Annotated in this window: 24 protein-coding genes and 1 tRNA gene; 13 read left to right on the forward strand and 12 right to left on the reverse strand. The window is 70.2% G+C overall.

Annotated features, from left to right (window positions below):
- The first annotated feature begins 90 nt into the window (after positions 1-90).
- The 7 genes from QFZ50_RS13270 to QFZ50_RS13300 all read left to right on the forward strand — a co-directional run bounded on the left by QFZ50_RS13270 (position 91) and on the right by QFZ50_RS13300 (position 7,262).
- Complete coding sequence (locus QFZ50_RS13270; RefSeq protein ID WP_307084902.1) at positions 91-1,041, forward strand: sugar phosphate isomerase/epimerase family protein; 951 nt, start codon at positions 91-93, stop codon at positions 1,039-1,041.
- Entirely contained in the window at positions 1,038-1,991 is a 954-nt protein-coding gene (locus QFZ50_RS13275) for a 3-hydroxyacyl-CoA dehydrogenase family protein (protein WP_307084903.1), read from the forward strand. Before QFZ50_RS13270 ends, QFZ50_RS13275 begins: the two co-directional genes overlap by 4 nt.
- A gap of 18 nt (positions 1,992-2,009) precedes the next feature.
- Positions 2,010-2,780, forward strand: coding sequence for an SDR family NAD(P)-dependent oxidoreductase (locus QFZ50_RS13280; RefSeq protein ID WP_307084904.1), 771 nt, complete (start codon positions 2,010-2,012; stop codon positions 2,778-2,780).
- Positions 2,781-2,922: 142 nt separating this feature from the next.
- Positions 2,923-4,302 (forward strand): MFS transporter, encoded by a 1,380-nt coding sequence (locus tag QFZ50_RS13285; protein ID WP_307084906.1) that lies wholly within the window; start codon positions 2,923-2,925, stop codon positions 4,300-4,302.
- Positions 4,303-4,410: 108 nt separating this feature from the next.
- Positions 4,411-5,925: a four-carbon acid sugar kinase family protein gene (locus QFZ50_RS13290; protein ID WP_307084908.1), complete on the forward strand. Its 1,515-nt coding sequence runs from the start codon at positions 4,411-4,413 to the stop codon at positions 5,923-5,925.
- Positions 5,918-6,817, forward strand: a complete 900-nt coding sequence (locus QFZ50_RS13295; protein ID WP_307084910.1) for an NAD(P)-dependent oxidoreductase — start codon at positions 5,918-5,920, stop codon at positions 6,815-6,817. The genes QFZ50_RS13290 and QFZ50_RS13295 overlap by 8 nt, the downstream gene beginning before the upstream one ends.
- A gap of 151 nt (positions 6,818-6,968) precedes the next feature.
- On the forward strand, positions 6,969-7,262 hold the full coding sequence (locus QFZ50_RS13300) for a hypothetical protein (protein ID WP_307084912.1): 294 nt from the start codon (positions 6,969-6,971) through the stop codon (positions 7,260-7,262).
- 151 nt (positions 7,263-7,413) lie between these two features.
- Here QFZ50_RS13300 and QFZ50_RS13305 read toward each other — a convergent pair whose 3' ends face one another.
- From QFZ50_RS13305 to QFZ50_RS13315, 3 genes are all read right to left on the reverse strand, one after another.
- Complete coding sequence (locus QFZ50_RS13305) at positions 7,414-7,800, reverse strand: DUF7793 family protein (RefSeq protein ID WP_307084914.1); 387 nt, start codon at positions 7,798-7,800, stop codon at positions 7,414-7,416.
- A 124-nt stretch (positions 7,801-7,924) separates the two neighbouring features.
- Positions 7,925-8,350, reverse strand: coding sequence for an ArsR/SmtB family transcription factor (locus QFZ50_RS13310; protein ID WP_307084916.1), 426 nt, complete (start codon positions 8,348-8,350; stop codon positions 7,925-7,927).
- Between the two features lie 50 nt (positions 8,351-8,400).
- Positions 8,401-9,675 carry an MFS transporter gene (locus QFZ50_RS13315; protein ID WP_307084918.1) on the reverse strand — a complete coding sequence of 425 codons (1,275 nt, stop codon included), beginning with the start codon at positions 9,673-9,675 and terminating at the stop codon, positions 8,401-8,403.
- A 259-nt stretch (positions 9,676-9,934) separates the two neighbouring features.
- On the opposite strand from QFZ50_RS13315, the gene QFZ50_RS13320 reads away from it, so the two are divergent.
- Positions 9,935-11,737: an ABC-F family ATP-binding cassette domain-containing protein gene (locus QFZ50_RS13320; protein WP_307084919.1), complete on the forward strand. Its 1,803-nt coding sequence runs from the start codon at positions 9,935-9,937 to the stop codon at positions 11,735-11,737.
- On the opposite strand, the gene QFZ50_RS13325 is transcribed toward QFZ50_RS13320, so the two are convergent.
- From QFZ50_RS13325 to QFZ50_RS13355, 7 genes are all read right to left on the reverse strand, one after another.
- On the reverse strand, positions 11,734-12,114 hold the full coding sequence (locus QFZ50_RS13325; RefSeq protein ID WP_307084922.1) for a response regulator transcription factor: 381 nt from the start codon (positions 12,112-12,114) through the stop codon (positions 11,734-11,736). The genes QFZ50_RS13320 and QFZ50_RS13325 overlap by 4 nt on opposite strands.
- 77 nt (positions 12,115-12,191) lie before the next feature.
- Complete coding sequence (gene mnhG, locus QFZ50_RS13330) at positions 12,192-12,593, reverse strand: monovalent cation/H(+) antiporter subunit G (protein ID WP_307084924.1); 402 nt, start codon at positions 12,591-12,593, stop codon at positions 12,192-12,194.
- Positions 12,594-12,597: 4 nt separating this feature from the next.
- Positions 12,598-12,855, reverse strand: a complete 258-nt coding sequence (locus QFZ50_RS13335) for a monovalent cation/H+ antiporter complex subunit F (protein WP_307084925.1) — start codon at positions 12,853-12,855, stop codon at positions 12,598-12,600.
- A complete protein-coding gene (locus QFZ50_RS13340) occupies positions 12,852-13,400 on the reverse strand; it encodes a Na+/H+ antiporter subunit E (RefSeq protein ID WP_307084926.1) in 549 nt (182 codons plus the stop codon). The genes QFZ50_RS13335 and QFZ50_RS13340 overlap by 4 nt, the downstream gene beginning before the upstream one ends.
- Positions 13,397-15,007 (reverse strand): Na+/H+ antiporter subunit D, encoded by a 1,611-nt coding sequence (locus QFZ50_RS13345; RefSeq protein ID WP_307084928.1) that lies wholly within the window; start codon positions 15,005-15,007, stop codon positions 13,397-13,399. The genes QFZ50_RS13340 and QFZ50_RS13345 overlap by 4 nt, the downstream gene beginning before the upstream one ends.
- The gene (locus QFZ50_RS13350; RefSeq protein ID WP_307084930.1) at positions 15,004-15,495 is read right to left on the reverse strand and encodes a Na(+)/H(+) antiporter subunit C; all 492 of its coding nucleotides are present in this window, start codon (positions 15,493-15,495) and stop codon (positions 15,004-15,006) included. Before QFZ50_RS13350 ends, QFZ50_RS13345 begins: the two co-directional genes overlap by 4 nt.
- Positions 15,492-18,488 carry a Na+/H+ antiporter subunit A gene (locus tag QFZ50_RS13355; protein WP_307084932.1) on the reverse strand — a complete coding sequence of 999 codons (2,997 nt, stop codon included), beginning with the start codon at positions 18,486-18,488 and terminating at the stop codon, positions 15,492-15,494. Before QFZ50_RS13355 ends, QFZ50_RS13350 begins: the two co-directional genes overlap by 4 nt.
- A gap of 207 nt (positions 18,489-18,695) precedes the next feature.
- Here QFZ50_RS13355 and QFZ50_RS13360 point away from each other — a divergent pair, with 207 nt between their 5' ends.
- Positions 18,696-20,084 (forward strand): MFS transporter, encoded by a 1,389-nt coding sequence (locus tag QFZ50_RS13360; RefSeq protein ID WP_307084934.1) that lies wholly within the window; start codon positions 18,696-18,698, stop codon positions 20,082-20,084.
- 24 nt (positions 20,085-20,108) lie between these two features.
- On the opposite strand, the gene dcd is transcribed toward QFZ50_RS13360, so the two are convergent.
- A complete protein-coding gene (gene dcd / locus QFZ50_RS13365; RefSeq protein WP_307084936.1) occupies positions 20,109-20,684 on the reverse strand; it encodes a dCTP deaminase in 576 nt (191 codons plus the stop codon).
- A gap of 52 nt (positions 20,685-20,736) precedes the next feature.
- Positions 20,737-21,591: a tryptophan 2,3-dioxygenase gene (kynA, locus tag QFZ50_RS13370; protein ID WP_307084937.1), complete on the reverse strand. Its 855-nt coding sequence runs from the start codon at positions 21,589-21,591 to the stop codon at positions 20,737-20,739.
- A gap of 78 nt (positions 21,592-21,669) precedes the next feature.
- On the opposite strand from kynA, the gene QFZ50_RS13375 reads away from it, so the two are divergent.
- The 4 genes from QFZ50_RS13375 to panD all read left to right on the forward strand — a co-directional run bounded on the left by QFZ50_RS13375 (position 21,670) and on the right by panD (position 23,748).
- Positions 21,670-22,719: a M4 family metallopeptidase gene (locus QFZ50_RS13375; protein ID WP_373462277.1), complete on the forward strand. Its 1,050-nt coding sequence runs from the start codon at positions 21,670-21,672 to the stop codon at positions 22,717-22,719.
- Complete coding sequence (locus tag QFZ50_RS13380; RefSeq protein WP_307084939.1) at positions 22,716-23,114, forward strand: protealysin inhibitor emfourin; 399 nt, start codon at positions 22,716-22,718, stop codon at positions 23,112-23,114. The genes QFZ50_RS13375 and QFZ50_RS13380 overlap by 4 nt, the downstream gene beginning before the upstream one ends.
- Before the next feature lie 25 nt (positions 23,115-23,139).
- Positions 23,140-23,210 (forward strand) — tRNA-Gly (locus QFZ50_RS13385).
- Between the two features lie 109 nt (positions 23,211-23,319).
- The gene (gene panD, locus QFZ50_RS13390; RefSeq protein WP_307084941.1) at positions 23,320-23,748 is read left to right on the forward strand and encodes an aspartate 1-decarboxylase; all 429 of its coding nucleotides are present in this window, start codon (positions 23,320-23,322) and stop codon (positions 23,746-23,748) included.
- Positions 23,749-23,830 lie beyond the last annotated feature (82 nt).

The following is a 23,830-nucleotide window of genomic DNA, read 5'->3' on the forward strand; positions in this document are numbered from 1 at the left end:
TCTGGGTCTTGCAGAGACAGAACCGGCGGTCTATCTTTCCTATAGGATCTTTTCTTCCCGGTCCTCCCCCGATTGCAATGGAGCAACACGATGTCTTCGCAGCCCCCGTTCACCCCGGAAGCGTGGCCCATCGCCACCTGCCTGCACGGTATCCCCACCGTGAGCCGGGAGGGCGTGGCCCTTCACGACGCGGACAGTGAAGCCTGGGACGACATGTTCGGCGAGGTGGAACGCGTCGGCTTCTCGCTCGCCGAACTCGCCGACAGTCATGTCCGTCCCGCGGACCTCGAACCGTCCCGGCGCGACGAATTCCTCTCCATCGCCGCCTCGCACGGGGTGCGCATCCCCTCGGTCCACCTGCAGCGGCAGAGCGTGATCATGCCGGGGCACGAGGAACGCAACCTCGCCTACGCGCACCGCACCATCGACGCGGCCGCCGCCTGGGGCATGGAGGTGTTCTCCACCGGCCTCCATCAGCCCTTCAGCGACGCCCAGCGGCGCGCGCTCTGGTTCTGGACGGCGGAGGGGCCCAAGGACCCGGACGACCCCGAGATCTGGCAGGCGGCGGTCTCCCGCCTGCGGGAGCTCGGCCGGCACGCGGCCGACGTCGGCCTCAAGATGTCGCTGGAACTCTACGAGGACACCTACCTCGGCACCGGCGACAGCGCCGTCCGGCTGGTCGAGGAGCTCGGCCTCGACAACGTCGGCATCAATCCCGACGTCGCGAACCTGATCCGCCTGCACCGCCCGGTCGAGGACTGGCGCGAACTCCACGCGAAGCTCCTCCCCTACGCCAACTACTGGCATGTGAAGAACTACACCCGGGACGAGGCCGCCGACGGCTCCTGGGCCACCAGCGTCCCCTCCTCCATGGAGGCCGGGCTCATCAACTACCGCCAGGTCATCCGCGACGCCGTCGAACTCGGCTTCGACGGCATCTTCCTCTGCGAGCACTACGGCGGGGACAGCCTCGGTAATTGCGCCACCAACCAGACCTACATCAGATCACTCCTGCCGGCACAGAAGAAGAAGGACTCATGACACCGAAGAGAATCGCCGTCATCGGATCGGGCTACATGGGCGGCGGTATCGCCCAGGTCCTCGCTCTCGCCGGTCACACCGTCCGCATCGCGGACGTGAGCGCCGAGATCGCGGCCTCCAACCTGGCCCGGCTGCTCACCGAGGCAGACCAGTTCACGGCCGACGGCCTCTTCCCCGAGGACGCACGCGCCCGCATCGAGGCGAACCTGACCGCCGCCGCCTCCATCGAGGAGGCCGTCTCGGACGCGGAGTTCATCGAGGAGGCCGTGCCGGAGCGCATCGAGATCAAGCACGAGTCGCTGCGCAGGATCTCCGCGGCGGCGCTGCCCGACGCCGTGATCGGCTCGAACACCTCGACCATCCTCATCGCGAGCCTGGCCGACGCGGTGGAGCGTCCCGAGCGTTTCCTCGGCGTCCACTTCTCCAATCCCGCCCCGTTCATCCCCGGGGTGGAACTCATCCCCCACCCGGGCACGGACGACGCCGTCCTGCCGCTGGTCGAGGAGATCGTGGCGTCCACCGGCAAGGAGACGGCCCGGGTGAAGGACGCCACGGGATTCGTGCTCAACCGGCTCCAGTACGCCCTGTTCCACGAGGCCACGCAGATCGTCGAGGAGGGCATCGCCACCCCCGACGACATCGACACGATCGTCCGGACGACCTTCGGCTTCCGGCTCCCCGTGTTCGGTCCGTTCGCCATCGCCGACATGGCAGGGCTCGACGTCTACTCGTTCTGCTACGCGTCGCTGCAGACGAGGTGGCCGGAACGCTTCGCGACCCCGGAGTCGCTCAAGCAGCTCGTCGACGCCGGGCATTTCGGCACGAAGACAGGCTCCGGTTACCTCGACGTCCCCGCGGAACGCACCGCCGAACTGATCGCCTACCGCAACAAGGCCTACGTGGCCATCAAGAAGCTCATGGACGAGCTCGGCCCCGCACCCATCCACTGAACCCCAGGAGGTCCCATCGTGGTACCAGCCTTCCCCGACTCCCGGTCGGTCATCCTCACCGGGGCGGCCTCGCCGCGCGGTATCGGTCGCGCGACAGCGCACTACCTCGCCGAACGCGGCTGGAGCATCGGCATCATCGACATCGACGACGCAGCGGCGAAAGCCGTCGCCCAGGAGATCGCCGAGCAGTACGGCGTGACCGCGGCGGGCGCCGGCGCGAACGTCGCCCGCGAGCAGGAGGTCCGGGCGGCCTTCGACAGCCTCGAGGCCGAACTGCCGCAACTCGTCGCCCTGGTGAACCTCGCGGGCGTCTCCAGCCCCGTGCCCTACCTCGAGGTCACGGCCGAGGAGTGGGACCGCGTCATGGGCGTCAACATGAACGGCGTGCACTACGCGACCCGACGCGCCGTCGAGTCGATGGTCGGGAACGGACTCGGACGGGTGGTCAACCTCTCCTCCGTCTCCGCCCAGCGGGGTGGCGGCACGTTCTCGAAGACCGTCTACTCCGCCGCCAAGGCCGGCGTCATCGGCTTCACCCGGTCGGTGGCACGCGAGCTGGGCGGCGCGGGCATCACCGTGAACGCCGTCTCGCCGGGGCCCATCGACACCGACATCATGGGCGGTACCCTCACCGAGGAGCGCAAGACCGCCATGGCGGCCGACGGCGTGCTCCCCCGCATCGGCACACCGAGGGACATCGCCGCAGCCATCTCCTACCTCATCAGCGAGGACGCCGGATTCGTGACGGGCCAGACCCTGAACGTCGACGGCGGCCTCTACATGCACTGACATGGGCGACTGGTCGAAATCCCGCATCCTGTTCCTCGCCGTCGGGGTGGTCCTCGTCGGCATCGGACTCTGGCTCATCGTCCCGGCACTCGTCGGATGACCCGCATCACCATCCATCACCAACCGCACTAAGGAGAGGCCCATGTCCGCTACGGACGCGGTCAAAGGCGACCTGGATAGCCCTGTGCTGACCTCCGCCGTCAAGAAAGCCGCACGGCACCTGATGCCGATGCTCATCATCCTGTACTTCGTCGCGTTCCTGGACCGGACGAACGTGGGGTACGCCGAAGAAGCGCTGCAGACCGACCGTGGCGTGTCCGCCGGGGCGTTCGCGCTCGGTGCGGGGATCTTCTTCATCGGCTATGCGATCTTCGAGATCCCGTCCAACCTGCTGCTGCGCAAGTTCGGGGCGCGCTGGTGGCTGGCCCGCATCGCGATCACCTGGGGGATCGTCGCCGCGGCCTTCGCCTTCACGACCGGCGACACCATGTTCATCATCCTGCGGTTCCTCCTCGGCGTGATGGAGGCCGGCCTGTTCCCGGGCGTGATCATGTTCCTCTCCGAGTGGTTCCCGAACAAGGTCCGCGTCCAGATGTTCGCCCTGTTCTACCTCGCCCAGCCCTTCTCCCAGATGCTCGGCAACCCCCTCTCCGGTGCCCTGATCTCCTTCGGTGACGCGTACACGCCGTTCCATGGCTGGCAGGTCATGTTCTTCATCGAAGGCATGCTGGCGGTCGTGGCCGGCATCGCCGCGGTCTTCTTCCTGATCGACACTCCGCAGGACGCGAAGTGGCTCGACAAGGACGAGAAGCGGGCCCTGCTCAGGGTCATGGATGCGGAGGACGAGGTCCGTGCCACGGACGGGCCCTCCGGCATCCTCCGGGCCATGGGCAACTGGAAGGTCTGGTACTTCACCGTCATCTACTTCTGCCTCCAGGTGGCCGTCTACGGCACCACCTTCTACCTGCCCCAGCAGGTCAAGCGGATCATCAGCCCGGATGCCGAGTTCTGGCAGGTGGGCCTCATCTCGGCCATCCCCTGGTTCGTCGGCCTGTTCGTCTGCTACTTCGTGGGCAAGAACGCGAACACCGTCCGGCGGCGCCGCACCTGGGGCACCATGTTCTACACGCTCACAGGCCTCGCGACGATCGGCGCGGCCTTCGCCGGGGAGAACGGCCAGCCCGTGCTCGCCATCGCCTTCCTGGTCGTGTCGGTGTCCAGCTTCCTCGCCTGCGGACCCATTACCTGGTCCTACCCGACGGCGTTCCTGACGGGGACGGCAGCGGCCGCCGGCATCGGGCTCATCAACTCGCTGGGCAACCTCGGCGGCTTCGTGGCGCCCATCATGCGTACCGCGATCGACGAACGCTACGCCACCGACACAGGGCTGTACGGGACGATCTCCGTGGGTGTGTTCGCCTTCCTGGCGGCAGTCATGTTCATCCTCACGAAGGCCATGCGGTCCCGCTCGGACGCGCTCCTGGCGGCCGACGAGAAGTCGGCGGCCGTCCCGGGCCACTGACGGTTCCAGGGCGGTGCGAGGACCTTCGCACCGCCCTCCCGCCGTCCCGGACCGAGGACGAAGGACCAGGGACCGAGGGGTTCACCCGACCAGAGGACGGAGCAGTCCATGCCCACCGAATCAGATCTCCTGTCCACCTATCCACCGGACCTGGCCATCCCGGCCGAGGAGGTCGCGCTCGCCGGCCGGGCAGCACCGCAGGACCCGCCACGGATCCTCGTGGTCCTCGACGACGACCCCACCGGCACCCAGTCCGTGGCGGATCTGCCGGTCCTGACGCAGTGGGACGTGGCCGACTTCGCCTGGGCCTTCGGGCAGGGGAAGCCCGCCGTCTACGTCCTGACCAACACCCGCAGCCTCGACGAGCCGGAAGCCGCCCGCCGGAACGCGGAGATCGTCCGCAACGCCCTGGCGGCCGCTGCAGGGCCCGGGGCGCCACGGATCGGTTTCGTCAGCCGGGGCGATTCCACCCTCCGGGGGCACTACCCCCTGGAACCGGACACGATCATGGCCACGGTCCGCGAGATCACCGGAGAGACCACCGACGGGGTCGTCCTCGTCCCCGCCTTCCCCGAGGCCGGACGGGTCACCATCGGCGGCGTCCACTACGTCAGGGCCGGCGAGGACCGCCTCGTCCCGGTGTCCGACACCGAGTTCGCCGGTGATGCCACCTTCGGCTATCGCCATTCCGCCCTCGCCCGGTACATCGAGGAGAAGAGCGCGGGCCGGATCGCCGCAGCGTCCGTGATCCCCCTCGGCCTCGACATCATCCGGGCCGGCAGCGCGACGTCGAGCAGCGAGGCCTCGGCCGCAGCGATCGCGGACGCGCTGGAGGATGCCGCGGACGGTGTGCCGGTCATCGCCGACATCGTCACCGAGAACGACCTCCGCGCCCTGGCCCTCGGCCTGGTGGAGGCGGAACGGCGGGGGAAGAAGCTGCTGTACCGCGTCGGGCCGCCGTTCGTCCGAGCCCGGATCGGGCAGGAGGTCCGGGCGCAGCTCACGGCGGACGAGGCGTCCGAGGGGGCCGGTGCGTCCCGCGCGGGCGGGCTCATCGTGGTCGGATCGCACGTCGGGGTCACCACCCGCCAGCTGCGGGTCCTCACGGAGCAGCACCACCACGCGCACATTGCGGAGATCGACGTCGAGCAACTCCTCGACGACCGCTCGGACCGGCATCTGGACGCGGTGGTCCAGGACGTCGTGGATCACCTCACGGACGCGGACGTGATCCTCCAGACGAGTCGGCTGCTGGTCAGGACCAGCGACGCGGCGTCGAGCCTGAGGATCGCCCGCACCGTGTCGGCCGCCGTCGTCGCCGTCGTCGACCGCGTCCTCGCCCTCCGTCCGCCCCGCTTCGTGATCGCGAAGGGCGGCATCACCTCCTCCGACGTCGCCGCCCACGGCCTCCACATCAGGCGCGCCGTCATCCGGGGGCCCATGCTTCCGGGCATCGTCAGCATGTGGCAGGCCGTCGACGGCCCCGCGGCGGGCATACCGTTCGTCGTCTTCGCCGGGAACGTGGGGGACGATGCCTCGCTCGCCGAGGTCACGAGGAAGCTCAGCACCCTGTTCCCGACCGCCGAACCCGCACACGCATTGGATGGTGTTACCCATGACTGATACCTACTCCGTCTCCGTCCTCGGTCTCGGCGCGATGGGGCTGCCGATGGCCACGCGCCTGGCCACGGGCCTCACGGTCCACGGGTTCGACATCGCCGAGCCGAGACTCCAGCTGGCCCGGGAGGCCGGGATCCATACCTTCGGCTCGGCCCGCGAGACCGTGCAGGGCACCGACGCACTCCTCCTCGCCGTCCGGAACGGCGAACAGCTCGACGAGGTCCTGTTCGGCGAGCAGGGCGTGGCCGGAGCCCTGCGCGAGGGTGCCGTCGTCATCCTCACCAGCACCGTCGGGACCGACGCCGTGCCGGCGACCGTCGAGCGGCTCGCCCCGTACGGCGTCGCGCTCGTCGACGCACCGCTCTCGGGCGGGCCGAAACGGGCCGGCGACGGCGATCTCCTGATCGTCGTCGGCGCCGCGCCCGAAGCCCTGGACGCCGCCCGTCCCGTCCTCGAGCTCCTCGCGTCCACCCTCACCGTCGTCGGGGACAAGCCCGGCGACGGGCAGGCCCTGAAAACCGTCAACCAGCTCCTCTGCGGCGTGCACATCGCAGCCGCCGCGGAAGCGATGGCGCTGGCCGACGCCCTCGGACTCGATCCCGCCAGGACCCTCGACGCTCTGGGCGCCGGTGCCGCCGGGTCCTTCATGCTGTCCAACAGGGGTCCGCGCATGCTGGAGGCGTACTCCGAGGACGGCGCCGAGGTCCTCAGCCGCCTGGACATCTTCGTCAAGGACATGGGCATCGTGGGCAAGGCGACACGCGCTGCCGGCCTGGCCGCACCCGTTGCCTCGGCGGCGGAGCAGCTCTACCTGCTGGGGCAGGCGCAGGGCCTCGCGGCGGCGGACGACTCCGCGGTGATCCGGGTCATCGCACCCCGCAAGCGGTCCGCCTGACTCCCTCCGGCGGGCGCCGGCGGCCGACCCCGCGTCGGGGCGCGTGGCGCGTGGCCGACCCTGCATCGGTGGCTGCGCCGAGGCACGGATCCCCTGCACAGCGACGCCGTGCAGGAGTAAAATACGCCTCCCGAGACAAATCAGGTGTCTGATGAAGATCCATCGCAGCCCCCGCAAGCAACCCCACCCCGACAGCGCACCCCCCTCCCCGCCAGCGGGGACGACGAGGCACAGGGCCTCCTTCTTCGACGGGCTCGATGCTGCCGCCCGGACGTTCCTCGGACCCGCGGACCGCACGGACGGCCGGCGCCCGGTGATCCACCAGCACGACGCGGCCGAGGACACCTCGGACGCGACGCTCTCCTCCATCGAGGTCCATACGGACTCCCTGGGCCACCACTACGCGCAGCGCAAGGCGCCCCTGCAGCGACCCGGCTCCGACTGAGACCCTGCGCCCGGACCCGGCCTCCCGGACCGGCCGGGCCCGACCCTCCTGTTCTGCCGCGGTGGGACCGGTCCGTTGCGTCCGCCGCCATCCCGCCTGCGTCCTCCCTGCGTCCTCCGGCGTCCTCCGGCGGGCATCGGCGGCCGACGGGTCAGGCCGCGTGGGGGTAGCTCGTGAGCCAGGCGAGGGCATGCTCCTGATGCTGGAAGTACCTCGTCGGGTACGGCGGCTCGTGGACTTCCGTGAAGAAATCGGCGATGGCCTTGTCGACGGCCGAGGGACCGACGATCGCCATGGCCACGACGTCCAGGTCCTTCGCGAATCGCAGGAGGGCGTTCCGGGTCAGGGTCACCATCCCGTTGAGCTGGACCAGCATCGGCGGGTACGCATCCCTGCTGATGGCGTCGGCACGCTCGATGAGGGTGACGGCATCCGTGTCACCGACACTGGTTCCTTCGCTCCATTCGATCCACAGCACTCCTTGGCGCATCGTCGCGGTGAATGCCTCTGCCGTTGCCGGCGGTTCCTCGCTGGTCATCGTCGTCGCCCCTTCATCGAACCGGCCTGCAGCCGGTCATCGATCGGCCCTCCCCTGCAGTGTCACACGCGGTGCGGGTCGGGACGGTAACGGGGCACCGCGCGGGTGGAACGCCTGTCCACGGCTAGTCGTGCAACGGTTCGCCGGTGACGCGATGGTCCGCGTGATTGATCCCCTCGAGGATCAGCCGGGTCAGGTGTCCGTCGATGATGCTGTAGATGACGTTGCGGGCGTCCTTGCGGGTCGAGACGAGGCCCGAGAGCCGGAGCTTGGCCAGGTGCTGGCTGACCGCGGTACGGTTCGCGCCCGTCGCAGCGACGAGGGTCCCGACATCGGCCGGCCCCTGGGTGAGAAGCCACAGGATGTGCAGGCGGGTCGGATCGGCGAGCATCCGGAAGGTCGCCGCTCCTGCCTCGAGGCGCTGTGCGTCCGGCTCCACCGGGTGGACGAGGCTCGGCCCTCCGGAGTCGGACGCGCCCGGGGAGGCCGCCGCGACGGCGTGGACGTGCGGAGGGCCGTCGACAGGCCGATCGGTGCGGGACCGTTCCATCTCCCCTCCCTCCCTGTGTCAGCCGCCCACCTCGCGGGCCGGCATGGCGTCTACGCTACCTCCCCGGCACCGCTGCTCGGACCCGCCGCAGCGTCGACCGGAGCCGCGACCGCGGAGGGCCACACGATCAGCGCGGTGACCGTGCCGGCGAGAGCCAGCGCACCGAGGACGAGGGCGGCCACACCCTGGCCGGCCGCGGCACCGAGCCATCCGGCGAGGGGGTAGGCGATCAGGAAGCAGGCGTGGGAGAGGGAGAACTGGGCGGTGAAGAGGTAGCTGCGGGTGTCATCGGTAGCGACGCGGCGCAGCAGACGGGAGGACGGGGTGCTGATCATCGAGGTGCCGATACCCAGCAGCACCCACAGACCCAGGAGGATCGCCCAGGAACCGTCGGTCAGGTGCACGCGGCTCTGCTCCGTGAACGCAAGGAACGCTGCGGCGAGAAGGCCCGCGATCAGGACCCACCCGCCCCGGAGCATGAACGCGCGGTCCGGTGTGCGCTCCAGGACCCGGGGGGCGACGAACGCGACCAGCATCGAGCCTGCCCCGTAGAACGCGAGGGCGATCGCGACGTCCGTGTTCGATCCGCCGAACAGGTCCCGTGCGTAGACCACGGTGTTCACCAGGACGAGAGCGGTCGCGGTCGCGACCACGAGGTTGAGAGCCATCAGTCCGCGCAGGGACGGTTCGCGCAGGAAGATCCGGGTGCCGAGGGTGGTGCGATGCAGCAGTGAGCCCTGATGCTGCGCGGGAGGGATCACCGGCAGCCGGGTCGCGAGGACCATCGCCGCGGACACCAGGAACCCGACCATCGTCCCGACGAACAGGGTGTGGAAACTCATCACCGTCAGGAGGGCCGCGGCCAGCAGCGGGCTCACCAGGGACTCCAGGTCGTACGCCAGCCGGGACAGGGAGAGGGCCCGCGTGTACTCCTTCTCCTCGGGCAGGACGACGGGGATCAGTGCCTGGAACGCGGGCGTGAACGTCGCGGACGCCGACTGCAGGACGAACACCAGGACGTAGATCTGCCACACCTGATCGATGAACGGGAGGCTCAGCGCCATCGCGGCCCGCACCAGGTCCGCGCCGATCAGGACACCCTTGCGCGGCAGGCGTTCGACCAGCGCCGCCATCAGGGGGGCCACGAAGACGTAGGCGATCATCTTGATCGTCAGCGCCGTACCGAGGACAGCCCCGGCCTGCCCTCCGGCGAGGTCGAACGCGAGCAGGCCCAGGGCGACGGTGAGCAGGCCGGTGCCGAGCAGGGCGACGACCTGCGCGGTGAAGAGATTGCGGTACGCCGGGCGGCGGAGGACAGCGAGCATGGTGGTCCCGTCTCGAGCAGGTGAGGTCTCTCCCATCATAGGTGCATGAATACGCACTTATGAACATCACGCTGGGGCCGGCGCTTCCAGTCGGCCTCACGCTACCCCGAGGAAACCCGGCCGGCACCGGGCCCCACGAGGGGCTTGCCCCGGTCGATCAGGGTCTGCCTATAGTGGTCTCGTGCTCAGCTGATTCTCGTACCCCTCCTGCGTCCGTGGCTCCTGCCCGGCAGGTGTTCGATCGAGCGCGAGGACCCCCGTGGCTGTTTCACCTCCCCCTTCCCCAACACGTCCTGCAGCACACCTGCGCGTCGACGGCATCTCGAAGACCTTCGGTGGACGGCGGGTCCTGAGCGATGTGTCCTTCACCGTGGCAGCGGACCGCACCGGCGTGATCGGCGACAACGGATCCGGCAAGACCACGCTCCTGCGCATCATCGCGGGCCTGCTGGAAGCCGACGGCGGGACGGTGTCCGCAACGACCCCTGGAGGCGGCCTGCCCCGCATCGGGCTACTGCATCAGGAGCCGCCGTTCCCCGCCGGATCGACGGTCACCGAGGCCCTGGCGTCGGCCGTCGCCCCGGTCCGCGCCGCCGCGAGCGCGGTCGCCACCGCGGGCGAGGCGCTGGCGGGCGCACCCGACGGGCCTGCGCTGGACGCCTACGCGGTGGCCCTCGAGGCCGCGGAGCGTGCGGGGGCCTGGGACATCGACGCCCGCATCTCCGCCGTGCTGTCGGGTCTGGGCCTGGCCGACCTGCCGGGGTCACGGCCGACGGCGCACCTGTCCGGAGGGCAGCGCTCACGCCTGTCCCTGGCCTGGCTGCTGCTCAGCGCGCCCGAGGTGCTGCTGCTCGATGAACCGACGAACCATCTCGACGACGAGGGAGCCCGGTACCTGCGCGAGCTCCTCACCGGCTGGCCGGGGCCGGTCCTGATCGCCAGCCATGATCGCGCCTTCCTCGACGACGTGGTGACGTCACTGGTGGACCTCGACCCCGCCCCCTTGCCGCAGGCGACGGCCGGACCGCTGGTCGGGGACGGCGACGGGACCGGCATCGGGGTCACACGCTTCACGGGCACCTACACCGACTATCTTCACGCCCGCCTCGATGCACGGCAGCGGTGGGAACACCGGTACCGCGAGGAACAGGCCCAGCTCGAGCGGTTACGCGCCGCCGCGCCGAAGAACTACGTCGTGGGACACGACGACTGGTCGCCACGCTCGGAGGTCCGGGGAGCCGCGAAGTTCTACGCCGACCGCAACGCCAGGACGGTCTCCCGCAGGGTCAACGACGCCGCGGCGCGCCTGGAGCAACTCGAGGAACGGCAGATCCGGAGGCCTCCCCGAGAAGTGCGTTTCCAGGGCCTGACCGCGGCCGGGGCGCCCTCCGACACCGGACGGGATCGCAACGGCCCCGTCCTGACCCTCGCACGGGCCGCTGTCGGGGGCCGTCTCGGACCCACGTCGCTGGCCATCGGCCCCGGCGAGAAATGGCTCATCACCGGCCCCAACGGCTCGGGCAAGTCGACACTCCTGCACCTGCTCGCCGGGAACCTCGCGCCCACGTCAGGGACCGTGACCGCGGCCTCGTCCCTCTCCATCGGCCTGCTCGGCCAGGACGCCGATCTTCCGGATCCCGGACGACGTGGACCGGCACGCACCGCGCGAGACGCCTACGGAGACCTTCTCGGACCCGAGCGTGCAGGCAGGGTCCCCCTGCGCACCTTCGGCCTCCTCGCGCCGCGGGACGAGGGCCGGCCCGTGGCGGTGCTCAGCGTCGGCCAGCAACGACGCCTCGTCCTCGCCGTGCTTCTGGCCGACCCGCCGGACCTGCTCCTGCTCGACGAACCGACCAATCACCTCTCCCTGCTGCTGGCGACGCAACTCGAAGCCGCGATACCCGCCTACCCGGGCGCGGTCGTCGTCGCCTCCCACGACACGTGGCTTCGGCGTACCTGGAAGGGCAGCCGCCTGGACCTCGGCGCGGAACAGGCGCGGCCCCGCCTGCGGCCCGCCGTCGGAGGTGCCGCACGCACCGGACGGACGGTGTGGGACGGCTAGGCGGCGCGCCTGAGCGGGAGTGCGTCGTCGAGGTGCGCGCGCAGCGCGCGAGGGCTGAAGGGCTTCGCCATGAAGTGGTCCGCACCGGCCGCCAGGCACTGCTCCTCGGTGAGCTGCGGGGGCCGCGCGGAGATGACGACGATGTGCGCGTCCGGGTCGGCACGGAGCCGGGGGCAGAGCTCGATGCCGTCCACGTCCGGCAGGTTGAGATCCAGGGTGATGAGGTGCGGACGGACCGCGTCGACGAGGCGCTGCCCCTCGGCTCCCGTCCCGGCCTCGTACACCGTGAACCCGCGCCCGGACAGCACGATGACGAGCAATTGCCGGATATCGGCGTCGTCCTCGATGACGACAGCGCTGCGCTGCAGCATCTCCATTGCCGAACCTCCCATGCCCGTCATCAGCAAGCTTACCGTTTCCTGCAGGGAGGCGTCGGACGAAGGATTGTTGCCGGTCAGGCCGGGCCGCCGCCCTCCTGGCGCGGGCCACCGGTCCGCTCGGGGCCTGCCGGATCACCGGCGGCCGCCCGCGCCACGACGTCGTCGAGCTCGTCGAGGGTGAGCATGTCGCGCCGCAGGTGCCGCGTGCGGTAGCCGGCACGGCCCACCATGTGCGCCGACACCGGGCTGGTGAGCAGCTGGAACACCCAGCACAGCACGAGGACGGGCACGAGGATCCAGCTCCCGTTCTCGACGGCGAGCGCGAGGAGGAACAGCAGGAGCCCGAGGACCTGCGGCTTGGTGGCGGCGTGCATCCGGGAGAGCAGATCCGGGAACCGGGCGAGGCCGATCCCCGCGGCGAGGGACATGAGGGCTCCGCCGATCAGGAGCACCGAGACGATGATGTCGTGGACCATGCCGCTACTTCCTGTCCGTGACGAAACGTGCCACAGTGACCGAGCCGATGAACCCGACGAGCGAGATCGTCACGAGGAGGATCAGGTTGTCGAGGTGCCGGTTCACCACCATGTTGAGCACGAGCGCCCCGCCGAAGATGGCCAGGACGACATCGAGCGCCAGCACGCGGTCGAGGATCGAGGGCCCGCGGACTGCCCGGAAGAGCGCCAGGGCCGCCGCCACCGAGAGTATTCCTCCCACGACATATACGACGGCCGTCATCCTCGTGCCTCCTCGGCCCGCAGCGCGGAGAGGTCCCGGGCACTTCCCATAATGCGGATGAGCCAGGCCTCCGTGGCCTGGACCTCCCGGCGGACGGCTTCGGCATCCTCCACCGACTCCACGTTCAGGCAGTGGAGGTACAGCGTCGACGTCGACCGGTCCACCTCGAGGACCAGCGACCCCGGGATGAGCGAGATGGCGTGCCCGGTGGCGGTGACCAGGAAGTCGGAGTGGCTGCGCAGGGCGACGGCGACGACGGCGTTCCGGAGCCTCGGCCCCCGGGTGACGGCGAGCCAGAACACCTGGACGCTCGCCGTCACGAGCTTGAAGAGGAACCGTCCGACGAACGGCACCAGCCAGAGCACGTTGAACCGGCCCGTCAGTTCGACGGGCGGCAGGTAGAAGAAGTTCACGACGATGTAGGCGATGACGGCGCCGAACACCAGGTTGCCCACGCCGAAGTCCTGCCACAGGGCACCCCACACGAGCACGAGCCAGATGACGAGCGGGAGCTCGGTGACGAGGGGGATGTGCCGGCGGGTCATTCGTCGGCCCCCGCTCCGAGCACTGCCTCGATGTACGGGGTGCGGTCGAGCATCTCCTGCGCCGCGTTGTCGCTGAGCGTGAAGAGCGGACCGGCGAGGACCGTCAGGGCGAGGCCCAGCGCCACGAGCCCGATGGTCGGGCCCGTCATGGTGCCGGGCAGCAGGGTCACGGGGTCCTTGCCCGCGAACCGACCGGTGTCCTCACCCGTCACGTGGCGGGACGTCCCCACACTGGAGCCGTCGGCCTTGCTGGCGAGCAGGATGGGGTCCGGGTCCTCCGCGTCGGCCGGGCTGCGCCAGAACGCCCGGTTCCACACCCGGGCCATGACCAGGAGCGTGAGCAGGCTCGTGAGCACTCCCCCGGCCACCAGCACGTAGGCGAGCGGCGTCCCCAGCTCCACCCCGGCCTGGATGAGCCCGAGCTTGCCGAGGAACCCCGAGAAGGGCGGGATGCCCGCGAGGTTCATGGCCGGCAGGAAGAAGAGGATGCCGAGGAGGGGCGAGAGCTTCGCGAGCCCGCCGAGCCGGTCCACGTTCGCGGTCCCGCCGCGGCGCTCGATGAGCCCGGTGACGAGGAACAGGCTCGTCTGCACGGTGATGTGGTGCGCCACGTAGTAGACCGCCGCGCCGAGCCCGATCCGCGAGGAGATGGCCAGCCCGAACACCATGTACCCGATGTGGCTGACGAGGGTGAAGGACAGAAGCCTCTTGATGTCCGACTGCGCGAGGGCGCCGAGGATCCCCACGATCATCGTCAGGAGGGCCACCACCATGAGGAGGGTGTTGATGCGGTCGCCGGGGAAGAGCAGCGTCTCCACCCGGACCATGGCGTACACGCCCACCTTCGTCAGCAGGCCGGCGAAGACCGCGGTGACGGGCGCGGGCGCCGTGGGGTAGGAGTCCGGGAGCCAGAAGGAGAGCGGGAAGACGGCGGCCTTGATGCCGAAGGCCACGAGCAGCATGAGGTGGAGCACCATCTGCGTCGCCGGGTCGACGGACTCGAGCTTCACCGCGAGGTCCGCGAGCGTGACGGTCCCGGTGGCCCCGTAGATCATGGCGATCGCGATGAGGAACAGCATCGAGGACACCACGCTCACGACGACGTACGTCACGCCCGCGCGGATGCGCGGCGCCGTCCCGCCGAGGGTCATGAGGACGTAGCTGGCCGTGAGGAGGATCTCGAAGCCGACGTAGAGGTTGAAGAGGTCACCCGTGAGGAAGGCGTTGGACACGCCGGCGACGAGGATCAGGTAGGTGGGATGGAAGATCGACACCGGGCCGTCCTCGTCGCCGTCGGCCATGCCCTGGCCCGCGGCGTAGATCAGCACCGCGAGGCTGACGGCGGAGGAGACCACGAGCATGAGCGCCGAGAACTGGTCCACCACGAGCACGATCCCGAACGGCGGTTCCCAGCCGCCGAGCCGCACCGCGTGCGTCCCGGCGGACGGCGCCGCCAGGAGCATGACGACCTCGATGAGCAGGGTGATGCTGAGCGTCGAGATGCTGACGGCGCGCTGTGCCCGCGAGTGGCGGATGAGGAGGAAGGTCACGGCCGCACCGAGGAACGGCAGGACCACGGCGAGCGGGGCGAGGTCGGCGGCGATCATCGGGTGTCCCCCGTCCGGTCGGCGCGGGCTCCCGCGGGATCGGGTGCGCCGGGATCGTCGGAGGCGGGATCGGGGTCGGAGAATTCGGTGGTGTCGGCGGCGATGTCGGCGTCGTCCTCGTAGTCGTAGCTGGGCTGGTCCGCGACGCGGCGGTCCTCGGGATCGTCCTGGACGTCGTCCTCGCGCCCGAGCACCCAGGAGCGGTAGATGATGCCGAGCATGAACGCCGTGACGGCGAACGTGATGACGATCGCGGTGAGGATCAGCGCCTGCGGCAGGCTGTCGGTGTAGTCCTCCGCGGGCGTCCCGGCGACGTAGAGCGGTGACTTCCCGCCTCCCCCGCTCATCGCGAGGAGGAGGATGTTCGCGCCGTTGCCGAGCAGGATCAGGCCGAGCAGCACCCGGGTGAGGCTGCGCTCGAGCAGCAGGTAGATCCCGGCGGCGAAGAAGACGGCCATGAGCACGATCAGGGTGATGTCGACGGTCATGGCTGCACTCCTTCGACGGCGGGCGGCACGAGGGCGTCGACGCCGGTGTCCTCCTCGACGGGATCGTCCGCCTCGCTGCGTTCGTCGATCTCCGAGCCGAGGCTCCGGAGCACGTCGAGGACCAGTCCGACGACGATGATGTACACGCCGATGTCGAAGATGGTGGACGTCACGAACTTCACGTCGCCGATCACGGGCAGCCAGAATTCGAGGATGTAGCTCTCGAGGACGGCGCCGCCGAACAGGAGCGGCGCCGCGGCCGTCAGGGACACGATCGCGAGTCCCGTCCCGAGGAGGGCCCCGGCACTCACCGGGCTCGCCTCGGCGAGTTCGAACCGGCCTCCCGCGAGGTAGCGGACGGCCAGGGCGATCCCCGCCACGAGTCCCCCGGCGAAACCCCCGCCCGGCAGGTTGTGGCCCGCGATGAGCAGGTAGACGGAGAGCACGATGACGGTGTGGAAGAGCAGGCGCGTGACGACCTCGAAGACGATCGACCGTCGCTCGGGGGCGAGGGTCCGCCCGGCGACGAGCCACGGGTCGCGTGGGGCATCGGCGAAGCGGGCGGCGAGCGCGAGCGCGGCACCCGAGCGGCCGCCGGCGTCGAGGAGCTCCTGCCCCCGGTCCACCGAGCCGTCCTCGACGCCGTCGGCGCGGCGTCGCTTGTCGCCGCGGCCCCGGATGAAGATGAGGCTCGCGATGCCGGTCGCGGCGATGGCGAGCACGGTGATCTCGCCGAGCGTGTCCCACGCGCGGATGTCCACGAGCAGCACGTTGACCGCGTTGGCGCCGCCGCCCTCGTCGTAGGCCATCTCAGGGTAGGCGAGCGAGATGGGGGCGGCGTTCCGGGAGGCCATCGCGGACATCGCGATCACGGCCATGATGCCGCCGAACGCGATCCCGAGCCCTGCACGCAGCAGGCGGTGCCGGCTCTCGGCGCGGTTCCACAGCCGGGCCGGCAGGGAACGCAGCGCGAGCACGAAGGCCACCAGGACGATCGTCTCGACGAGCATCTGCGTGAGCGCGAGGTCGGGCGCCCCGTGCAGGGCGAACAGGATGGCCATGCCGTAGCCGGTGATCCCGACCATCAGCACCGCCATGAAGCGCTTGGCCGACCTGAGGGCGGCGGCGATGCCCACGATGATCGCGCCCGCCACCACGATCTGCGCCGGGGACTGCGCGATGCGGAAGCTTGCGGGCAGCGGGGCGTCGAAGACGATCAGCGCGGTCAGGGGCGTCACGACGGCCGTGGTGAGGATGACGAAGAGGTAGAACGACAGGGAGCCACGCTGCGTACGCCCGGTGATCCACACCGCGACGTCGTCGAGCACCCCGATCACGGAGCGGTAGACCGCCTCCGCCTCGCGTACCGGGGGCAGCCGGTCCTGCAGCCGCTCGAGGGGCCGGCGTGCCAGGTACAGGGCTGCGCCGGCCCCGAGGGTGACGGCCGAGAGCAGCAGCGGGAGCCCGACCCCGTGCCACAGGGCCAGGTGCGGTGTCTCCCCGTCGGGCGCGTAGAGCGCGGCGTAGGGCTGGACGACACCGTCGAGCGGTGCGGGCCAGAGGCCGAACACCACGGAGGCGACGGCGAGCACGGCGGGCGCCAGCACGAAGGAGGCGCGCACGCGCCTGAAGTCCGTCCGTGGCTTCCCGTGCTTGAGCGCGAAGCCACCCCAGACGAAGCGTGCACTGTAGGCGAAGGTGAGGATGGAGCCGAGCACCATCCCGCCGAGCAGCAGGGTGCCCGCGAGGCCGCCCTCGGCCCGGTGCACGAGCGCCTCGAACACCGATTCCTTGGCGACGAAGCCGAACAGCGACGGTACGCCCGCCATGGAGCCGGCAGCCACGAGGGCGACGGCGAAGAGCACGGGCGAGGTGGATCCCACACCGGACAGGACGCGGAGGTCGCGCGTACCCGACTGGTGGTCGATGATGCCGACCACCAGGAAGAGCGTCGCCTTGAAGAAGCCGTGGGCGAGCAGCAGGCCGAGTCCCGCCACCGCGCCGTCCTGGCCGCCGAGCCCCACCACCATGGTGAGGAAGCCGAGCTGGCTCACGGTCCCGTACGCAAGGACGAGCTTGAGGTCGAACTGCCGGAGCGCCCGCCACCCGCCGAGCAGCATCGTCGCCATGCCGAGGACGAAGATCAGGGGGTGCCAGAAGGCCGTCTCGCTGAAGCCGGGCGCGAAGCGTGCCACGAGGAAGACGCCGGCCTTGACCATGGCGGCGGCGTGGAGGTACGCGCTGACGGGCGTCGGTGCGGCCATCGCGGCGGGCAGCCAGAAGTGGAACGGGACGAGCGCCGACTTGGTGACGGCTCCGACCAGCACGAGGGCGATCGCGACGTCGACCAGCGTCCCGCGGGCGGCCAGGTCCCCGGCGTCCGCGAGGATCTCCGAGATGCGGTAGGTGCCGGCCTCCTCGCCCAGCATGACCAGGCCCACGAGCATCGCGAGACCGCCGAACGTCGTGATGACGAGGGCCTGCAGGGCCGACCGGCGGGCCGAGAGACGGTGCCGCGAGTACCCGATGAGCAGGTAGGAGAGGATGGTGGTCAGTTCCCAGAAGATGAACATGAGGATCAGGTCATCGGCGATGACCAGCCCGAACATCGCGGCAGCGAAGGCCAGGAGCTGCGCCCCGAAGGCGCCCACGTCGGGGTCGTCGCTCTTGAAGTACCGCGCGCAGTAGAAGAGCACGAGGGCCCCGACGCCGAGGATCAGGATGCACAGCACGGCCGCCAGCGCATCGAGCCGGAAGGCGAGCTCGAGCTGCAGCGTGGGGATCCAGGGGAGGACGAGCGACGGCGGTCCGCCGGGTGCGCCCGTGGGCGCGGCCTGATCGGCGGCGAGGACACCCGGGAGTTCGACGAGGAGCCACACGAACGCCGCCGCGGGTGCTGCTGCAAGGACGAAGAAGGCAGATCTGCCGAGCCTCGAGAAGAGAACGGGCGCTCCGAGTGCCAGCGCGAACATCGAAATGAGCACGGTGAGCATGGGAGTCTCGATCTTCCGCTGGGGGTCGGTCGGGCTCCTCCCAGTCTATCGAAGGAATCCCTCGAACCTTCAACCAATCGGCACCCCGCACCGGCCGGCGGGCTGCGCCCGTCGGCGGAACGTCCCTCGCCCGCTCCCCGATCCCTGCCGTGGCGCGGCCGGAGCGGCCACGACGTGATATGCGTCATGCGGCATTAGCATTCACCTATGAGTACGCACCAGCAGCTTCCGCCGCCCGCGGAGGCCCCTGCACCGCCCCCGGTCGTGGGCTCCGGCCGCATCTTCAGCAAGCCAGTGCTCGCATGGGCGTCCTGGGACTGGGGGTCGGCGGCGTTCAACGCCGTCATGACGACGTTCGTGTTCACGGTCTACCTCACCTCCGAGGCGTTCGGCGGCGAGGAACGGGCCTCGCAGGTGCTCGGTTGGGGCCTCGCCGTGGCAGGCCTGCTGATCGCCCTCCTCGCGCCCGTCACCGGCCAGCGCTCCGACAGCGGCGGTCGCCGGAAGCTCTGGCTCGGCGTGAACAGCGGCATCGTCGCCGTCCTGACGGCCCTGTGCTTCTTCGTGTTCCCCAGCCCGGAGATGCTGATCCTCGGCGTCGCGCTGATCGCCGCCGCGAACATCTTCTTCGAGTTCGCCGGCGTGAACTACAACGCGATGCTGACCCAGATCTCCACGCCGTCCACCATCGGCCGCGTCAGCGGCTTCGGCTGGGCGATGGGCTACGTGGGCGGCATCGTGGCCCTTGTCGTGGTCCTCGTGGTGTTCATCCAGCCGGTGATCGACTGGCCCGGGGCCTCGGGCGAGGACGGGCTGAACATCCGCCTCGTCGCCGTGTTCTCGGCCCTGTGGTTCGCGGCGTTCGCGGTACCCGTGATGATCGCGGTACCGGAGGTCCCCCGCCGTGCCCGGGCCGCGCAACTGGGCTTCCTCGCGTCCTACGGCCTGCTGGTGCGGCGCGTGAAGGCCATCTACCGCGACAGCCCGCACACCATCTTCTTCCTGCTCGCCAGCGCCATCTTCCGTGACGGACTCGCGGCCGTCTTCACCTTCGGCGGCATCCTCGCCGCCGGCGCCTTCGGCTTCTCGCCCAGCATGGTGATCGTCTTCGCCATCGCCGCCAATGTCATCGCCGCCGCCGGCGCGGTCATCGGCGGGTTCCTCGACGACCGCGTCGGCCCCAAGCGCGTCATCATCGGGGCCCTCGTGGGCCTCCTGGTCGCGGGGACGGCGATCCTGGCCCTGGGCACCGGGACATATTCCTTCTTCGGCATCCAGTGGACCTCGGATACCACGTTCTGGGTCTTCGGCCTGCTGCTGACACTCTTCGTCGGCCCGGCCCAGGCGTCGTCGCGCGCCTACCTCGCCCGTCTCGCCCCCGTGGGTGACGAGGGCGAGCTGTTCGGGCTGTATGCGACGACGGGGCGGGCGGTGAGCTTCCTCGCCCCGACCCTCTTCGCGCTGTGCATCGGCATCTTCGGCTCGCAGCTCTACGGCGTGATCGGGATCCTCGTGGTGCTGCTCGCCGGGCTCCTCGTGCTGCTCCCGGTCAAGCCGCCCGCCCGCGTGACGCGCGCCGTGGTGCCGGAGGCCTGATCCCGCGCCCGGCGGGCCGGGGCGCTAGATCGCGGTGCGGTGGAAGTTCAGGTGGCTGCGCGAGGCCGTCGGGCCCCGCTGGCCCTGGTACCGGTTGCCGTACTCGCCCGAGCCGTAGGGGTGCTCGGCGGGTGAGGTGAGCTTGAAGAAGCACAGCTGCCCGATCTTCGACCCCGGCCACAGCTTGATCGGCAGGGTGGCCATGTTGGACAGCTCGAGGGTCACGTGGCCCGAGAACCCGGGATCGATGAACCCCGCGGTGGAGTGGGTGAGGAGCCCGAGGCGGCCCAGGGACGACTTCCCCTCCAGGCGCGCGGCGATGTCGTCGGGCAGCGTCACGGTCTCGTAGGTGGAGCCGAGGACGAACTCACCGGGGTGCAGGATGAACGGCTCGTCGGGGGCCACCTCCACCAGTCGCGTGAGGTCCGGCTGGTCCTCGGCGGGGTCGATGTGCGCGTACTTGTGGTTGTCGAACAACCGGAAGTAGCGGTCGATGCGGACGTCGACGCTGGAGGGCTGCACCATCGCGGGATCGGGCGGGTCGAGGACGATCCGCCCGGCGTCGAGTTCTGCCCGGATGTCGCGGTCTGAGATCAGCACCGTCCAAAACTACCAGCCCCCGCGGGATCCCCCGGCGGTGTGTCAGCCGCCGTCAGCGCCCGATCTCGGTGCGCACGGCGAACAGCTCGGGGAAGAACGTGAGGTCCAGGGCGCGCTGCAGGAAGCCCACGCCGGACGAGCCGCCCGTGCCCGTCTTGAACCCGATGGTCCGCGCCACCGTCTTGAGGTGCCGGAACCGCCAGAGCTGGAAGTTGTCCTCGAGGTCCACGAGCTCCTCGCACGCCTCGTAGATGTCCCAGTGCCCCGCGGCGTCCTCGTACACCTGCTTGTAGACCGCGACCAGCGCGGGCGAGAACTCGTGGGCCGTGCTGACGTCGCGCCCGAGCAGGTCCTCCGGGACCGCGTAGCCCCGCCGCGCCAGCAGGGCGATGAACTCGTCGTACACGCTGCTCTGCGCCAGCAGCTCGGTGAGCAGTGCCCGGGCGGCCGGGTCGGCGTCGAACACCGGGATCATGGCCGCGTTCTTGTTGCCGAGCAGGAACTCCACGGCCCGGTACTGGTAGGACTGGAAACCGCTGGACGAGCCCAGGTCGCCGCGGAACTCGGCGTACTCCGACGGGGTGAGGGTCGCCAGCACGGACCACTGCTCCGTCAGCGAGCGCTGGATGTGCTTGATCCGGGCGATGCCCTTCATCGCGGCCCGCAGGTCGTCCGCCCGCAGGTGGACGCGGACGGCCCGCAGCTCGTGCAGCACGAGCTTCAGCCACAGCTCCGAGGTCTGGTGCTGGATGATGAAGAGCATCTCGTCGTGGTGCTCCGGGGAGCTCACGGGGTGCTGGGCGTCCAGCAGCCGGTCAAGTTCCAGGTACGAGCCGTAGCTCATCTTGTCCGAGAAGTCCCGCTCGATCCCCTGCTCCAGGCTGCGGGTGTTCCGCTCTCCGCTCATGCGGCAAGCCTACGCGGGCCGGTTCCGGCCGGATGTCGGCCCGCGCGTCTACCGTGGGACCAGTCCGAGGAGGTCTCCATGCAGCGAATCCACTGCAGCATCATCCCGCCCCATCTGCTCACCCGCCTCGCGGCCGTCCGGGACGGGCGGCTGGCCGTCGCGTCCGAGGCGGCCCGCCACGCGTTGCTGGAGCTCCCGCCCGTGCTCCAGGTCCGGGAGCAGGCACTGCGCGCACCGGTGCGGCACGGCTCCGCCCTTCCGGGGACACTGGTCCGCAGGATCTCCGACGCCGGCGGCCGCGAGGAGCTCCCCGGTGTCCTCGTGCGCCCGGAGGGAGGCCCGGCGACGGGCGATGCCGCGGTGGACGAGGCGTACGAGGGGCTCGGCGCCACGTACCGGCTGTTCGACGAGGAGTACGGGCGCTCGTCGGTCGACGGCGCCGGCAGGCCGCTCGAGGCGACCGTGCACTACGGGTCCCACTACGACAACGCCTTCTGGGACGGCGAGCGCATGGTCTTCGGCGACGGCGACGGCGAGGTCTTCGGACGTTTCACGGCGTCCCTGACCGTGATCAGCCACGAACTCACGCACGGGTTCACGCAGTACTCCACCAATCTGGAGTACCAGGGGCAGTCGGGCGCGCTCAACGAGTCGCTCTCGGACGTCTTCGGCGTCCTCGTGGAGCAGCGCGAGCTCGGCCAGGACGCCGCCGCCGCCTCCTGGCTCGTGGGGGCGGGCATCTTCACCGCGGCGGTGGAGGGGACGGCGCTGCGGTCGCTCGCGGCGCCGGGCACGGCCTACGACGACGACGTCCTCGGCAGGGACCCCCAGCCGGCCACCATGGCCGACTACGTCGTGACCGCCTCGGACAACGGCGGCGTGCACATCAACTCCGGCATCCCCAACCACGCCTTCTACCTCGTGGCCACGGGCCTCGGCGGCCGGGCGTGGGAGGGCGCAGGCCGCATCTGGTACGACGCCGTCCTGAGCGGCAGCATCCCGCCGGACTGCGACTTCAGCACCTTCGCCCGGGCCACCGGCGAGGCGGCGGAGAAGCGCTTCGGCCCAGGCAGCGCCGAGGCCGGGGCGGTGACGGACGCCTGGGCGCAGGTCGGCGTGCTGCCGTGAGGATCGAGGTCACGCGGTCGGGCGGCTTCGGTGGCCTCACCAGGACGTGGACCCTCGAGGTCAGCCGGACGGAGGCCGAGCAGCGGTGGCTGCCGCTGGCGCGGGCCGAGGCGGCCGACGACGCGGGCGTGCAGCCTGCAGCCGCCGGGCAGACGCAGGCCGGCGCTCCGAGCGGCACTCCAGCGGGCACTGAGGCCGGGACCCGGACCGGAACCCTGGCCGACGCACCGCGGGAAGGCAGCCGGCAGCGGGACCGCTTCACCTACCGGATCACGATCGGCTACACGGAGGTGCACCTCTCCGAGAGCCAGCTGGAGGATCCGTGGCGGGAACTGATCGAGCGCGCGCGGGCCGCTGCGGCGGCGGATCCCGGCAAGCCGGAAGAACTGTTGTAAGGTGATGGAGCGGTTCAAGCACCGTGCGGGCGTAGCTCAATGGTAGAGCGCTAGCTTCCCAAGCTCGATACGCGGGTTCGATTCCCGTCGCCCGCTCCGACCCCGTAGGGGACCCCCTCCCGGCGCCTGCCGCGCCGGTCGGGTGTGCCCAAGGACACCTCCCCCGCCCGGCTCCCGGCAGCGCATCGGCAGTATCCTTGAGGCGATGAATCGCACAATGTTCAAGTCGAAGATCCACCGCGCCACGGTCACCCACGCCAACCTGCACTACGTCGGTTCCGTGACCGTGGACCTCGACCTGCTCGACGCCGCGGACATCCTGCCCGGCGAGCTCGTCTCGATCGTCGACATCACGAACGGCGCCCGGCTCGAGACGTACACCATCGCCGGCGAGCGCGGATCGGGTGTGATCGGCATCAACGGGGCCGCCGCGCACCTCGTCCAGCGCGGCGACCTCGTCATCCTCATCACGTACGCGCAGATGACCACGGAGGAAGCCCGCGCGTTCCTCCCCACCGTCGTCCACGTCGACGCCGGCAACCGGATCGTGGAGCTCGGCTCCGACCCCGCGGAAGCGGTCACCGGCGGCGTCGAACGCCCTCCCTTCGCGCTGGACAACTCCACCGTCTCCTGACGCCCGGTCGCCGTCCCTCCCCGCGTTGCGGGATCGTCAGCAGACTGCCTAGCGATTTGCCGCGCCAAGGCATAGGGTCGAA

The organism is Arthrobacter agilis (assembly GCF_030816075.1).
In the GTDB taxonomy this organism is placed as follows: Bacteria; Actinomycetota; Actinomycetes; order Actinomycetales; family Micrococcaceae; genus Arthrobacter_D; species Arthrobacter_D agilis_E.

Excerpts from the sequence above, each read along its gene's own strand:
- mnhG (WP_307084924.1), bottom strand. The coding sequence starts at position 12,593 with ATGGTCCACGACATCATCGTCTCGGTGCTCCTGATCGGCGGAGCCCTC.
- QFZ50_RS13285 (WP_307084906.1), top strand. The coding sequence starts at position 2,923 with ATGTCCGCTACGGACGCGGTCAAAGGCGACCTGGATAGCCCTGTGCTG.
- QFZ50_RS13325 (WP_307084922.1), bottom strand. The coding sequence starts at position 12,114 with ATGGAGATGCTGCAGCGCAGCGCTGTCGTCATCGAGGACGACGCCGAT.
- QFZ50_RS13275 (WP_307084903.1), top strand. The coding sequence starts at position 1,038 with ATGACACCGAAGAGAATCGCCGTCATCGGATCGGGCTACATGGGCGGC.
- QFZ50_RS13315 (WP_307084918.1), bottom strand. The coding sequence starts at position 9,675 with ATGCTCGCTGTCCTCCGCCGCCCGGCGTACCGCAATCTCTTCACCGCG.
- QFZ50_RS13335 (WP_307084925.1), bottom strand. The coding sequence starts at position 12,855 with ATGACGGCCGTCGTATATGTCGTGGGAGGAATACTCTCGGTGGCGGCG.
- QFZ50_RS13340 (WP_307084926.1), bottom strand. The coding sequence starts at position 13,400 with ATGACCCGCCGGCACATCCCCCTCGTCACCGAGCTCCCGCTCGTCATC.
- QFZ50_RS13295 (WP_307084910.1), top strand. The coding sequence starts at position 5,918 with ATGACTGATACCTACTCCGTCTCCGTCCTCGGTCTCGGCGCGATGGGG.
- QFZ50_RS13300 (WP_307084912.1), top strand. The coding sequence starts at position 6,969 with ATGAAGATCCATCGCAGCCCCCGCAAGCAACCCCACCCCGACAGCGCA.
- QFZ50_RS13350 (WP_307084930.1), bottom strand. The coding sequence starts at position 15,495 with ATGACCGTCGACATCACCCTGATCGTGCTCATGGCCGTCTTCTTCGCC.
- QFZ50_RS13355 (WP_307084932.1), bottom strand. The coding sequence starts at position 18,488 with ATGCTCACCGTGCTCATTTCGATGTTCGCGCTGGCACTCGGAGCGCCC.
- QFZ50_RS13360 (WP_307084934.1), top strand. The coding sequence starts at position 18,696 with ATGAGTACGCACCAGCAGCTTCCGCCGCCCGCGGAGGCCCCTGCACCG.
- panD (WP_307084941.1), top strand. The coding sequence starts at position 23,320 with ATGAATCGCACAATGTTCAAGTCGAAGATCCACCGCGCCACGGTCACC.
- QFZ50_RS13310 (WP_307084916.1), bottom strand. The coding sequence starts at position 8,350 with ATGGAACGGTCCCGCACCGATCGGCCTGTCGACGGCCCTCCGCACGTC.
- QFZ50_RS13290 (WP_307084908.1), top strand. The coding sequence starts at position 4,411 with ATGCCCACCGAATCAGATCTCCTGTCCACCTATCCACCGGACCTGGCC.
- QFZ50_RS13375 (WP_373462277.1), top strand. The coding sequence starts at position 21,670 with ATGCAGCGAATCCACTGCAGCATCATCCCGCCCCATCTGCTCACCCGC.
- kynA (WP_307084937.1), bottom strand. The coding sequence starts at position 21,591 with ATGAGCGGAGAGCGGAACACCCGCAGCCTGGAGCAGGGGATCGAGCGG.
- QFZ50_RS13345 (WP_307084928.1), bottom strand. The coding sequence starts at position 15,007 with ATGATCGCCGCCGACCTCGCCCCGCTCGCCGTGGTCCTGCCGTTCCTC.
- QFZ50_RS13270 (WP_307084902.1), top strand. The coding sequence starts at position 91 with ATGTCTTCGCAGCCCCCGTTCACCCCGGAAGCGTGGCCCATCGCCACC.
- QFZ50_RS13305 (WP_307084914.1), bottom strand. The coding sequence starts at position 7,800 with ATGACCAGCGAGGAACCGCCGGCAACGGCAGAGGCATTCACCGCGACG.